This is a genomic window from Aerococcus vaginalis (genome assembly GCF_053762225.1).
In genome coordinates this window covers 45,994-58,636 of sequence record NZ_JBSMYC010000003.1, presented here as the reverse complement: position 1 = coordinate 58,636, position 12,643 = coordinate 45,994, and the positions used below count along the sequence as shown (strand labels likewise).

Annotated in this window: 13 protein-coding genes and 1 tRNA gene; 13 read left to right on the top strand and 1 reads right to left on the bottom strand. The window is 42.0% G+C overall.

All coding sequences use genetic code 11. The annotated features are described in order from the left end of the window. The first annotated feature begins 7 nt into the window (after nt 1-7). Both ACWOEX_RS04255 and ACWOEX_RS04250 read left to right on the top strand, forming a co-directional pair. Nucleotides 8-463, top strand: a complete 456-nt coding sequence (locus ACWOEX_RS04255) for a GNAT family N-acetyltransferase (RefSeq protein ID WP_455298245.1) — start codon at nt 8-10, stop codon at nt 461-463. A 126-nt stretch (nt 464-589) separates the two neighbouring features. Then, nucleotides 590-823, top strand: a complete 234-nt coding sequence (locus ACWOEX_RS04250) for a Veg family protein (protein ID WP_455298244.1) — start codon at nt 590-592, stop codon at nt 821-823. Between the two features lie 101 nt (nt 824-924). On the opposite strand, the gene ACWOEX_RS04245 is transcribed toward ACWOEX_RS04250, so the two are convergent. After that, a complete protein-coding gene (locus ACWOEX_RS04245; RefSeq protein WP_455298243.1) occupies nt 925-1,662 on the bottom strand; it encodes a C39 family peptidase in 738 nt (245 codons plus the stop codon). Nucleotides 1,663-1,795: 133 nt separating this feature from the next. Here ACWOEX_RS04245 and ACWOEX_RS04240 point away from each other — a divergent pair, with 133 nt between their 5' ends. The 11 genes from ACWOEX_RS04240 to ACWOEX_RS04190 all read left to right on the top strand — a co-directional run bounded on the left by ACWOEX_RS04240 (nt 1,796) and on the right by ACWOEX_RS04190 (nt 12,543). Then, the gene (locus ACWOEX_RS04240; protein ID WP_455298241.1) at nt 1,796-2,527 is read left to right on the top strand and encodes a metal ABC transporter ATP-binding protein; all 732 of its coding nucleotides are present in this window, start codon (nt 1,796-1,798) and stop codon (nt 2,525-2,527) included. Beyond that, the gene (locus ACWOEX_RS04235; RefSeq protein WP_455298240.1) at nt 2,449-3,246 is read left to right on the top strand and encodes a metal ABC transporter permease; all 798 of its coding nucleotides are present in this window, start codon (nt 2,449-2,451) and stop codon (nt 3,244-3,246) included. The genes ACWOEX_RS04240 and ACWOEX_RS04235 overlap by 79 nt, the downstream gene beginning before the upstream one ends. Before the next feature lie 142 nt (nt 3,247-3,388). Beyond that, complete coding sequence (purR, locus tag ACWOEX_RS04230; RefSeq protein ID WP_455298239.1) at nt 3,389-4,228, top strand: pur operon repressor; 840 nt, start codon at nt 3,389-3,391, stop codon at nt 4,226-4,228. 130 nt (nt 4,229-4,358) lie between these two features. Further along, a tRNA-Arg gene (locus ACWOEX_RS04225) sits at nt 4,359-4,431 on the top strand. A gap of 30 nt (nt 4,432-4,461) precedes the next feature. Continuing rightward, complete coding sequence (locus ACWOEX_RS04220) at nt 4,462-5,424, top strand: glycosyltransferase family 2 protein (RefSeq protein WP_455298238.1); 963 nt, start codon at nt 4,462-4,464, stop codon at nt 5,422-5,424. A gap of 27 nt (nt 5,425-5,451) precedes the next feature. Then, on the top strand, nt 5,452-6,621 hold the full coding sequence (locus ACWOEX_RS04215; RefSeq protein WP_455298237.1) for a nucleotide sugar dehydrogenase: 1,170 nt from the start codon (nt 5,452-5,454) through the stop codon (nt 6,619-6,621). 180 nt (nt 6,622-6,801) lie between these two features. Then, nucleotides 6,802-7,962, top strand: coding sequence for a glycosyltransferase (locus tag ACWOEX_RS04210; protein WP_455298236.1), 1,161 nt, complete (start codon nt 6,802-6,804; stop codon nt 7,960-7,962). After that, on the top strand, nt 7,959-9,242 hold the full coding sequence (locus ACWOEX_RS04205; RefSeq protein ID WP_455298235.1) for an O-antigen ligase family protein: 1,284 nt from the start codon (nt 7,959-7,961) through the stop codon (nt 9,240-9,242). Before ACWOEX_RS04210 ends, ACWOEX_RS04205 begins: the two co-directional genes overlap by 4 nt. Continuing rightward, nucleotides 9,239-10,306, top strand: a complete 1,068-nt coding sequence (locus tag ACWOEX_RS04200) for a hypothetical protein (RefSeq protein ID WP_455298234.1) — start codon at nt 9,239-9,241, stop codon at nt 10,304-10,306. The genes ACWOEX_RS04205 and ACWOEX_RS04200 overlap by 4 nt, the downstream gene beginning before the upstream one ends. A gap of 18 nt (nt 10,307-10,324) precedes the next feature. Then, complete coding sequence (locus ACWOEX_RS04195; RefSeq protein ID WP_455298486.1) at nt 10,325-11,077, top strand: glycosyltransferase family 2 protein; 753 nt, start codon at nt 10,325-10,327, stop codon at nt 11,075-11,077. Nucleotides 11,078-11,109: 32 nt separating this feature from the next. Further along, nucleotides 11,110-12,543, top strand: coding sequence for a hypothetical protein (locus ACWOEX_RS04190; RefSeq protein ID WP_455298232.1), 1,434 nt, complete (start codon nt 11,110-11,112; stop codon nt 12,541-12,543). The last annotated feature ends 100 nt before the right edge of the window (nt 12,544-12,643 follow it).

Below are 12,643 nucleotides of genomic sequence, written 5' to 3'. Positions count from 1 at the left end.
CTTTTGAATGGATATCAAAGAATTTCAAGATAAAGAAACAGACAAAGCGTATTTAGAATATTTATCGACCATCGACTGGGGTGCCGCTAAGATGTTGTATAAGACATTATCGACGGATACCTACTACGAAAAATTCGGTGAAAGTTCGCGCCCGTTCTATGCTGTCGAAGGTGACAATTTCGTTGGCTTCTTCAACTTGACGGAGAAGGACTACATCGAAGTCGCTGAATACGATAAATTCATCTCGATGTTATACGTCGATCCAAATTATCGTGGCCGTCACTTATCGCAAGCGTTCATCACAGCTGCTGAAGCGTACTTGTTGTCTGAAGGTGAAAAAGAAGCGCATCTGATGACGCAACATGAAGGTTTGTATGAGAAATACGGTTATGAAAAAGTTCGCGAACTCCCAGATGGTCCGCACGATATGGATTACCTCTACACGAAGACAATAGTCGGCTAATCGCGAGGCTTTTGGACACTCATTTTTTTGAAAATAATGCAAAAAGAGTTATTGACATGATGCTTGTTTAATGGTATTGACAGGTTGACAAGTGGCTGGTATACTGTTATACAGGGAGTGAGTGCCATGCCACAGACAATTGCATCAATTAAAGCAAGTTTGAGTGACAAGAAAGGTCAAAGTATCGCAGTAACTCAGCAAACGGGACGTCGCCGCATTACGACGCGTCACGGTGTGTTGAGCGAGATTTACCCGGCAGTGTTTGTGGTGGAGTTGGATCAGCACGAGAATAAATTCGAACGTGTCTGCTTCAGCTACACCGACGTGTTAACAGATAATATTGAGATTGAATTCCCATAAGCGAGTATTGACGAATAGTTCTATACAACATAAGAGCGACGGACAGGCTGAATCGATCAGCGCATCCGCCGCTCTTTTTTCGTTTGTAGTGAGCGATTAGGTTATTTAGGTTCGAGTGCCCAGAGATTGATGATTTCATCCTGCAGTTCATCGTGTTCCCAGTCGATGAGGGAGTGTTCCTTGAATGGATCATCGTTTGGATCGAGTAGATGATAGCCGTCCGCATCCAGATGCGTCAACAGAATGATGTGGCCGACATAGGTGAAGCGTCCCGGTTTTACGCTGGCGATGACGGTTGTGCCGTCTCTGAGATAGTCATCGGCTTTTTTCAAGTCATCACCGAGATTGTCGATCTTGTAATTGAAGTCTTTCGCAAAAGCAGGGAAGATCGACCAGGAGGTACCACTATTCGTGAAATAATCGTTACCGGCCCAGTCCAAGATTTCGTCAGGCGTCAAGTCACCGTTATTGTAGCTGGCGTGAACCATGGTGAGTACGGCGAGGGCACAGGCGTTGCGACCGTAATTCTCCCACTCGCCCCAGCCGTAGGGGAGATCGTTCCAGCGCTCATCTTTTTGCAGCATGAGGTTTGCGTTCAACCCTGCATGCTCGAGTTTGGAGCGTACGCGATCGCCATACGCTTGTAATGGGCGTTCGATCGTCTGTTCGAGCTGTGCCACTCTCGTGTTTAACATTTCTAATTGTTCCGTCTTCGCTCTATTTTGGACAGCGAGAATGACGGACAATACAGCAAATAACAGCGTACTAACAGTTACTAGGAATAGTGCAACTAGGATAGCTTTAGCGGTAGCGTTCAATTTAACGGACGATTTTGCCACAGTGATCACCTTTCATTGAGTTTTCATGTATTTTATCATAGTTAGGGTTGTCTTTTTGTGTGCACTATGATAATTTTTTAATCACTAACAAATCGAAATCTTTACGTTTTAATTTATCAAAAAGGAGATCATCATGCACTATATTGATGTTCAAGATGTCGGTTTCTCATACGATGATGAGCCGGTACTTTCAGAGATTTCGTTCACGGTCGATCCGGGTGAGTTTGTCATACTCACCGGTGAAAACGGGGCGGCGAAATCCACATTAATCAAGAATATTTTGGGATTGTTACACCCAACGACAGGAGATATCACAGTCAGTGACAAGAATATCGCTGGCGATAAACTACAGATTGGCTATTTACCGCAGACGGTAACGAACTTCAACGCAGGATTCCCATCACTCGTCTACCAATTCGTACAATCCGGACGCTACCAACAGAATCGCTGGTTCAAGCGTCTCGATGACGAAGACGAAACGCACATTCGCCGCGCCTTGGATTCGGTCGGCATGTGGGAACAACGCGATAAACGTATTGGTGAACTCTCCGGTGGGCAGAAGCAGCGTGTCGCACTCGCGCGTGTTTTTGCGACCGATCCAGATCTGTTTGTCTTTGACGAACCGACAACTGGGATGGATAAGAGCTCACGTGATCGCTTCTACCAATTGTTGAAGCATAACGCCCGTGAACACGGCAAGGCGATCCTCATGGTGACGCATGAAGATATCCAACTCGAGAATTACTTCGACAAACAGATTCACCTCGTGAGAAAGGAGGACTCGCCATGGAGATGCTTCAGTATGAGTTCATGCAACGGGCGCTCGTTGCATGCGCAGCCATTGCACTCTTCTCACCAATCTTAGGATTGTTCTTAATCATGCGGCGTCAGTCGTTGATGGCAGATACCTTATCGCACGTCTCACTCGCTGGGGTGGCACTCGGATACTTACTCGGTGTCAATCCGACGCTAACCACGATGTTCACCGTGATTCTCGCCGCGATACTTCTCGAATATCTCCGACGCGTCTACATCAACTACTCCGATATTTCGGTGGCGATGTTGATGTCTGGGGGGATGGCAGTCGCCTTACTCCTACTATCGCGCGTACCGACCGCAGGGAACATCGAATCCGTGCTGTTCGGATCGATTGTGACGATCACCAGACTACAAGTCATCTTATTGCTGATTCTTGCTGCGCTTATTGTCACCGTCTATATCATCTTCCAGCGTGTACTATTCGTGCTCGCATTCGATGAAGATACTGCGAAGACAGCAGGTTTACCGACCGAGATGATTTCTATGGCGATCTCAATCGTGACAGGAGCAGCAATCGCGATCATGATGCCAATTGCCGGTGCCTTGCTCGTATCCGCTATCATGATCATGCCGGCCGCCATTTCATTGCGATTGTTTAAACGATTCAATACCGTCATTATCGCCGCTGGTATCCTCGGTTTGTTCGGAATGGTCGGGGGATTATTCATCTCCTACAGTTTCGACACACCGCCAGGAGCGACGATTGCTGGGATTTTCCTACTCGTCTTCATTGTCGAGAGCTTATATTTGAAAATCTTTAAATAAATTTAAAATTTAGCGATCAATCCGCAGGGGTTGATCGCTTTTTCTGTGTAATATCCGAATGTTTTATCTAAAATCTATTGTCTTTCTTCGGTAATTCGTATATTATGGTACGAAAACAATAACAGAAGGGAATACACCGATTATGAAGGTTAAACGTAGCCATCGCTTGATCGATCTCACATACACATTATTCAAACATCCACACGAATCTATTTCGCTGCCATACTTCGTTGACAAATACCAATCGGCGAAGTCATCACTCTCTGAAGACATGGCGATCTTGAACGAACAATTGCAAGATTCAGGCGTCGGCTATGTCGAAACAACAGCAGGTGCAAAAGGTGGCATTCGCTTCGTACCGGACATTAACATGGCAAAAGCAGAGCAGGATATCGAAGATCTCTGTCAACAGCTCATCGACAAGCAGCGTATCCTTCCAGGAGGCTACTTCTACCTTACCGATATCCTCGGTCAACCGCAGTGGCTTCGTCTTTTCGGTGCGATTATCGCTTCTAAATACAAAGACAGCGGTGCGACCGTCATCATGACTATCGCCAGCAAAGGCATCTCACTCGCTGCCGCAACATCCGCATTCCTAAACATTCCATTCGTGACCGCGCAACGTAAAACCGATCTCACAGAAGGTTCAACCGTATCGGTCAACTACGTCACCGGACACAATCAGAATGCGACTGTAGAAACTATGGCGCTCACCAAACGTAGCCTAAGTCCTAACGACAAAGTTCTTATCGTCGACGACTTCATGAGCGGTGGGGGAACATTCAACGGCATGCTTGATCTCATCAACGAATTTGATGCGGAATGTGTCGGCGGTGTCGTCTTCGGTGAACTCGACCACAACAAAGACAACGTCACCTTCCCATACCAATCACTCGTCTCCATCGAAAAATCAGATGACAGCCAGCTCCGTTCCGTTCACCCTGGCTCCATCTTCCATGCCGACGTTGATAATTTAAAATAACGTTAAAAAATACGTGCTGAGTTGCATATTCAGGCGTCTTCGCTTACGATAAGGTGATGGATTTAAGGTGAAAACCTGTATCATACCATTAATTGTGAAGCGTGGTAGAATAGAGAGAAGCGCTCAGCATGGCTCCGTAGCTCAGCGGATAGAGCACTCGTTTCCTAAACGAGGTGTCGGGAGTTCAATTCTCCCCGGAGTCGTTAGATAGATCTTAAAAAAGGAGTTTAATCGTGCTAATTTCAGTGATTGTGCCGGTCTTCAATGTGTTTGACACACTTGAACAAACCGTCAAAAGTTTAACCTCTCAAGACTACAAAGATATTGAAATTGTATTAGTCGATGACGGCTCAACAGATGGAAGTGGTGCGTTAGCTGACCGTCTATCCGAAACCGATTCACGTATCCAGGTGATTCACCAACCACATGGGGGTATATCATCTGCACGCTATGCCGGTCTTCATCAGGCAACTGGAGAGTATTTTGCGTTTTTAGAAGGTGGACATCGCTTTACCAAAAATATCTTTAGTGAATTCATTCGTGCTTATGCCGATGTCAAACCGGATACCTTCATCTTCAATCAGGGGCATCAAAAGGGTGAATCCTTTGAACAATTAGAAGGCATGAATGCTATTTTTCACCAACCTGAAAAGTGGATGGAAGCATTGTTCCATTATTCTGGCGTTGGATTAGCGCTTGCGAATAAATTGTTCCATCGTGATCTATTGAAGTATGTACAGCCAAAAGACGCAAAAGTTGACGATGCGCACAATATGACTTATAACTTACTGAAAGCTGCGAAGACCGTAATGATTATAGACACAGTGGGTGTCATTATTGATGAACATCTACATCCATTACGTCAACGCTTCACTATTGAAGTGATGGATCGTGTGGAAGATCGACTCGAGTTGTTAGATCAAGTGAAACAGGATTTCGCCACACTTGTTGATGACACGGCAGATTACTTATTAGATGGTTTGCTTGAGGCAGGTTATCAATTAGCATTAGCTAAAGGTAAACTCGATAAGAACTTTAAGAATTATGATAAACAGTTGCGTATCTATCACGATGCGCATAAGAAATTATTGACAGGAGATCACATTGCATGGCAGAAGCGTGCAGCGTATGTTCTATACTGTCAATCACCAACGTTGTATACAAAGCTCTATCCCTCATTGCGTGATAAAGCTTAAGCAATCAGGAAGGAAGTATCACTTACTATGAATATTGCAGTTGTGGGCTTAGGCTATGTCGGTTTAGCTAATGCGATTTTATTGGCGCAGCACAACCATGTCATTGGTGTAGACACTGTCGCTGAAAAAGTTGAAATGATTAATAACAAAAAATCACCGCTCGACGACAAAGAAATCATTGATTATCTGGCTAATCGTGAATTAGATTTGATGGTAACAATGGATAAAGCGGAAGCATATAGCGATCAGCTTGACTATGTCGTTGTTGCCACACCGACTGATTACAATGATGAAACGAACTACTTTGATACATCATCTGTAGAAGCAGTTATCAAGGATGCGTTAGAATTGGCACCGCAAGCAACAATTGTTGTGAAGTCAACAATTCCGGTCGGATTTATTGATTCTGTGCGTGAAAAATTCAATGCAGATAATATCATCTTCTCACCAGAATTCTTACGTGAGGGACGTGCATTGTACGATAACTTACACCCTAGTCGTATTATCGTTGGTGAACGTTCTGAACGTGCTGAAATCTTTGCAAACTTATTAAAAGAAGGTGCAGAAGATACAGATACAGAAGTCTTACTGATGGATGCACAGGAGGCAGAAGCAGTTAAGCTGTTTGCAAATACTTATCTAGCAATGCGTGTAGCTTACTTCAATGAATTAGATACTTATGCATCCATGAAGGGCTTAAACACTCAACAAATTATTGATGGTATTAGTTTAGACCCACGTATCGGTAATCACTACAACAACCCATCATTTGGTTATGGTGGCTACTGCTTGCCAAAAGATAGTAAACAGTTGAAGGCTAACTATAATGGCGTACCAAATGACGTTATTTCTGCGATTGTAGCAGCGAACCAGACGCGTAAAGACTTCGTGGTCGATGATATTATGTCTCGCAAACCGCAGACGGTAGGTATTTATCGTTTGACGATGAAATCAGGTTCAGATAACTTCCGTCAAGCAGCAATCATTGATATCATGGATGGCCTTAAAGCAAAAGGTGCAGATGTGGTTATTTATGAACCAACTCTGTCAGATGAAACGTTTGACGGTGCAGTAATTCAAAATGATTTGCAACAATTCAAAGCGATGTCAGATGTTATTGTGGCTAACCGTCTCACTGAAGATATTGAGGATGTCCAAGATCAAGTTTACACGCGTGATATTTACCGCAATAACTAATCAATAATCAATTGATGAAAGCTACTCAGGTTGAGTAGCTTTTTTTGTAGAATGTATAGAAAACGATTTCTTCATTTTAATGATAGGGTATAAACATGCTTTAATGCTTTCTTAAATTCTATTTGTGTAGTGATTATGTTATAATCACGTGGAATATTTTATGGAGAAGAGAGTCAACATATGTATACTTCTGGGCAACCTTTACGCATATTACATTTGATGAGTGGCTTCGGTGGTGGTATTTCATCCTTTGTGATGAATAAAGCCAGAGAAATGGCGCAATACCATACTGTATTTGACGTTGCATTATACGATGATGTGAACGAAGAATTCGCGGAAGCAATTCACAGTACGGGTGGTCAGATTTATCAATTACAGAATCCGAAGAAGAAGGGTTGGCAGGCGTTTAAGCAGAGCGTGCTAGCACCACTGAATGCACATCAATACGATATTATCCATTGCCATGTGGAAGGGTATCGCATGTTTCCATTATACCGGCTTTGCAAGCGATACAGTAACGCAAAATTTTACATTCATGCGCACACGGTTCATCGTGAAAAAGGCGAACGATTCGTTAAATCGCGCCATGCGTTTAATGTGCGTCTCAATCGTCGTGCGAGTGAAAAACCAGTGGGATGTGGTCTTCGAGCAATTGAATCTGTTTTTGGAGAAGCACATGCCGAAGATGTCTTGCCGAATAGTATTGATCAGAATGCTTTTCAGTTAACAGACGAACAATGGCAGACGCTGAGAAATCAATATAGACAGAAGTATCAAATCTCAAATGATACATTATTAATCGGTCATGTCGGTCGCTTAAATCCGATTAAAAATCATCAAAAAACGATTGAAATTGCTAAAGCGTTAAAAGAACAACATGTTAACGCAAAAATATTGATTATCGGCGCTGGCCAACTTGCTGAAAAGCTTGAACAGCAAATTCAAGATGAAAAATTAACAGACTATGCGATGCTTACAGGCAGGATCTCGCCAATTTCAGAGCTTTATCCGGCTTTAGATGCGATGATTTTGCCATCATTCACTGAGGGGCTACCGACAACTGTGATCGAATCGCAAGCAGCTGGGTTGCCAATGCTGATGTCAGATACTATTACTGATGAGGTAGATCTGGGATTAGGACTGGTAGCAACATTAGCTCTCGATGAATCAGCAGATACTTGGGCAACAAAACTTGTCGAGCTATCTAAAGGCTCCTATCCAGATTTAAATACACGATTGAAAGTGCTTGATGATACAGGTTATACCAATCGTGCGGCCGGAAAGTTATACGTTAATTATTTTCTCAAAGAATTGGGTAAGGAGGGATTCGCCACAACATGATTATCTATTTATTAGGTCTCGTGATGAGCGTTTTCCTTGGTTCAGAGTTCCTAGCGATTTCAACACCCGTTTTTCAGGTAACGATATACCGTATTTTGGCTATCTTAGTGATACCGAGTTTATTATTCATGGTGTGGCAAAACAATCGCGCTGTGGCGATTAATCGCCACAAGTACTCGATGATATTTATCGGTGCACTGGTTTTCTGGTGGTTATGGGGATTCGTGTCTGTAATTTGGTCAGTCAATACCGTTGGCTGGATACGCGGTATGTCCCTTTTGACGATCGGTATTTCAAGCGTTTTGGCGCTATTCTTTGGCGTCAAGAAATTATCCGTATGGGAAATACTGCTCAAAGGAATATGGTTGATGATGACGGGGTTGGCATTCTTAGGATTATTTGAAATTCTAACGAATACATATCTGTTTGCGGATGTCAGTGTGATTGATAAATATGGAACATTTGCGAGTCAGCCGCTGACACGAATACCAGTTACCGTCTTTAGTAATCAGAATGACTATGCCACGATGCTATTAGCGTACTTTACAATCAATATCATCTTGTTTGTTAAGTCGAATCATCTATTGAAACGTGTCTTTCTAATCGGTATGTCAGTATTAACAGCGTTATTAATTTTTCAAACGAGTTCCAGATTATCGCTATTAATGCTGATATTATTTATTTTGTTATTTGGATTGTTGCATTTCAAGATTCATCTGACCAAGGTACAACTCGGCATCGCAGTGGCTGCAGTTGGTGGATTGGCCATCTTGCTCATCATGTTCCAGCCAGGACCACTGAATAATTTGGAGCAGTTGTTAGTATTAGATCCTAACCAAACAGTTTCGGGGGACATCGCACGTGTAAATATGGGCCGTATCGCCATGAATTTTATTGGTGAAACATTTGGTTTAGGTGTCGGTGCCGGAAATACTCAGATATGGATGGAATTGTTTAGTCAACTACCGATTAACCACGTATACAATCTGCATAACTGGTGGCTAGAAATCTTGGCAGGATACGGTATCTTTGTATTTATTGCTTATGTTGCTGGATATTTATTGAGTATTTTTCGATTATTCCAGATCAGAAGACAGCTCAATCGCCGTTATTATTATGTGACGAATGCCCTAATTACGTTTATGATTATTTTTATTTTTGCAAGTATTACGAGCGCAAATAATATGTTGATCGAATGGCACTGGGTGTTTTTTGGTATGATTATTAGTTATATTTCCATCATGGAAGATAAGTTATTGAAAGAGGAGTTAAAAGAATGAGTTTAGCGACCATATTGTCGGAATTTTGGCGTTTTATTAAAGACAATATTATCAAAATTCTTGTAGGCGCAGTAATTGTAGCCGCATTGACTATTGGGGCGAGAATTTATCTCAATCAGAAAGTTCAAGATGCAAAATTCCAAGCAACGGAAGAAATCACGCAACAAGATATTGATGATAGCCATAATTATCTATCGGAAGTTTATGCACAAGAACCTGCTGAATTTCAATTTGTCGTTATCAACGATATTGATGGTAGTTTACATAGTAACTCATTCATTATTGATGAATACTTAACGACTGATGAAATCGTTAATGAAGTTGAGCGAGAAACGAATGTAGAAATTAGTGATACATTAGATGCTGAAAAGAAATTAGGTTTTGAGAAAACATCTGACTTTCGTGGCGCGGTTGCTGCCATTCGCGATGCTTCAACGAACAAAATGATCTTGCGTGTCATGGTGGGTAAGACGGCTGAAGAGAATGAAAAAGTCGCCAAAGCGTATCAGGAAATCATTTCAAATGAAGATTTACCATTCTTTGAGTATCAAACGGTAATGATGTTATCGGATACTGTTATGGGTGAAAACCTACCTGTTGAATATCAAACCATGGTGCCGACTGAAGCGACCTTAGCTGGGGAACAACTCTTTAATTCAGCATTCGATCTCGTTATCTTAGGCGTTGCAGGATTTATCATGGGAATGTTCCTCTCTACGGGTGTCTTATTCGTTACCCAGTTGACGAAGCGCAGTATCCGCTATGCCTTTGATTATGGCTGGGATGTTGAGGATTACCACGAACGTTTTGCGCATACAATGGAAGGCGTTGCAGAAGCAAATCGTTTTATCTCCTTCTCTGGGAAAAGTCAGCATATGGTCATTGCGGAACATGCGATTGATGATTTAACGATTGACGCAAATAATCTTGAAGGCACATTTGCACCTGGCAGTGAAGTGATTATCGTGATTCAATCAGGTGAAACCAGCAAAAAATGGTACAAACAACAGTACGGATTAGCAAAACTTTATAAACTGCCAGTTAAGATTATTCACTTGATTTAGAAAGAAGGTTCGTAGGTGATGCAACCATTAGTATCTATCATTACACCAGTCTATAATGCAGAACGTTTTATTGATGATACAATTCAGAGCGTTTTAGATCAGACTTACGAGAATTGGGAACATATTCTTGTCAATGACTGCTCAACCGATAGCTCTTTAGCGATTCTTGATGATTATGCGAATCAGGACGACCGCATCCGTGTATTTACGCTTCGTGAGAATTTAGGAGCGGCTGTGGCACGTAATGTCGGATTGTACAATGCAAGAGGACGTTTCGTCGCGTTTATCGACAGCGATGATATGTGGGCAAGCGATAAGTTAGAGACACAAATGACGTTTATGTTAGAGAATGACCTCGCATTTACGTATACGGATTTCACCTTTATCAATGAAGCTGGTGAATTAATTAAAGATAAAGCGGGTGTTCCATCTTCTTTAGGTTATACTGATTTATTGAAGAATACGGCGATTGCTTGTTCTACAGTTATTCTCGATAAAGAAAAAGTTGGCGATTTTAGAATGCCGCTCGTTCGAAAAGGACAGGATACCGCGACATGGCTTCAGATTATGCGTGAAACACATGTGAAATCATACGGTGTTGATCGTGTATTGAATTATTATCGACAAGTGAGCGGTTCGATTTCAAGTAATAAGTTTGCTGCCTTAAAACGGACATGGTTTACGTACTACTATTTAGAAGAATTGCCGTTTTTAAAAGCCAGCTATTATTTTATTAATTACATTTTGAATGCCATTAAACGTAGAATCTAAAGCCGTTTACCAGAAGTAAAGGGAGAGATTATATGAATATGACATATCTATTATCGAATACTGAGGATCCACAATTTGATCATCGTGTATCTTTTCGAGATAAGGTTTTCCAAACCAATCTTGATTCTTTCCACAAGACGGAGAACTCAGAGCGATCTGTGATCCTCTATGGGGAAGTATTCGATTTTAGACATGCAGAACGAAACATTGAACAACTTGCTGAAGCATTAGCAGCGTGTAAAACGTATGAGGGTTTGCTCGCGGAAGCCGAATATCTCGTTGGACGTTATTTAATTATTTCGCATACTGACGAGGAAGGTATACGTTTGTTCGGTGATGCGACTGGCACAATTCCGGTCTATTATCCAACAAGAGCGGGCCAAGAAGCGTGTTCCTCGCATGTTTACTTAATGAGCCAGTTATACGATTTGCCTAAATCTGACGTGTCTAAACAGATCAGAGCGCAAGCGATGGAACAGCAGCAACCAATGCCGTATGATTTTACGACGATTTCATATGTGAAGGTATTGTTGCCTAATCACTATTTAGACTTATCTAAAGGGGAGAGCGTACGTTATTATCCACTAGTCGATTTACCAGAACGCACAGTCGACGAAGTTGTTGATGAGACGATTCGCGTAATGGATAAAGTCGTTAACAAAGTGTACGATGCGCACGATATCGCTATTGCGATGACGTCAGGACTAGACAGTCGGGTAGTTTTGTCATTCTTTAAAGGCAAAAAAGACATCAAGTTGTATACGTATATTCATGAGAATTTCACCGAAGAGACGCCAGATGTTTATGTGCCGAAGCAGATCAGTGAAAAATTTGGCCTCGATTACTATACGTTAATTCGTAAACAGTTATCAGACGAGGACCTAAAAGATATTGAATCGTATCTACCCGGTCATATGAATCAACGTATTCTTGAAAACAGTTTTACGTTCAGTACTAGCGAACTGAAAGATCGTTCGTTCATCACGGGCGACATTATTCCGTTGGCGAAGAGTAAATTTGGACAAAACCTACCAGAGAAAAAGGCTACAACATCGTATTTCGTCACGAAGAGTCACAACTACTCAAAAGAAAATCGTCAACTTATTGCTGAATGGTTGGAGGATCTCAATCGTGATAAAGACTCGGATGTGTCGACTTATGATCTTTTCTTCTGGGAGAATCGTTTGGGACGCTGGTTTACGAAGAATGCGGTAAATTACGATATGTTCTCAAATCCACTGTATATTTTTAATTCACGTTATCTCATTAATTTATGGTTGAGCGTGCCACGAAAATATCGTGTGGAGAAGCAAATCCATCAGGGGATTATTGCGAAGAATTGGCCAGAACTTTTAGAAATTCCGGTCAATCCAGGGGGAAGTAAGCTCAGTAAAGTGTCCTTGAATCAGTGGGCGTATTATTACGGTAGCTTTATTAAACATTACGTTAATAAATATCGAAAATGAATATCATTCAGTCCCATGACTCAGTGTATGGACAACTCGTTGCCTAAACCGAGTTTGAATCCTCCAACACATCTATGGGACTGTTTTTTATGAGTAAGGA

What these genes read in the sequence shown, in the direction of transcription:
- ACWOEX_RS04255 (WP_455298245.1), top strand. Translation starts at nt 8, where the DNA reads ATGGATATCAAAGAATTTCAAGATAAAGAAACAGACAAAGCGTATTTA.
- ACWOEX_RS04250 (WP_455298244.1), top strand. Translation starts at nt 590, where the DNA reads ATGCCACAGACAATTGCATCAATTAAAGCAAGTTTGAGTGACAAGAAA.
- ACWOEX_RS04240 (WP_455298241.1), top strand. Translation starts at nt 1,796, where the DNA reads ATGCACTATATTGATGTTCAAGATGTCGGTTTCTCATACGATGATGAG.
- ACWOEX_RS04235 (WP_455298240.1), top strand. Translation starts at nt 2,449, where the DNA reads ATGGAGATGCTTCAGTATGAGTTCATGCAACGGGCGCTCGTTGCATGC.
- purR (WP_455298239.1), top strand. Translation starts at nt 3,389, where the DNA reads ATGAAGGTTAAACGTAGCCATCGCTTGATCGATCTCACATACACATTA.
- ACWOEX_RS04215 (WP_455298237.1), top strand. Translation starts at nt 5,452, where the DNA reads ATGAATATTGCAGTTGTGGGCTTAGGCTATGTCGGTTTAGCTAATGCG.
- ACWOEX_RS04210 (WP_455298236.1), top strand. Translation starts at nt 6,802, where the DNA reads ATGTATACTTCTGGGCAACCTTTACGCATATTACATTTGATGAGTGGC.
- ACWOEX_RS04205 (WP_455298235.1), top strand. Translation starts at nt 7,959, where the DNA reads ATGATTATCTATTTATTAGGTCTCGTGATGAGCGTTTTCCTTGGTTCA.
- ACWOEX_RS04200 (WP_455298234.1), top strand. Translation starts at nt 9,239, where the DNA reads ATGAGTTTAGCGACCATATTGTCGGAATTTTGGCGTTTTATTAAAGAC.
- ACWOEX_RS04195 (WP_455298486.1), top strand. Translation starts at nt 10,325, where the DNA reads ATGCAACCATTAGTATCTATCATTACACCAGTCTATAATGCAGAACGT.
- ACWOEX_RS04190 (WP_455298232.1), top strand. Translation starts at nt 11,110, where the DNA reads ATGAATATGACATATCTATTATCGAATACTGAGGATCCACAATTTGAT.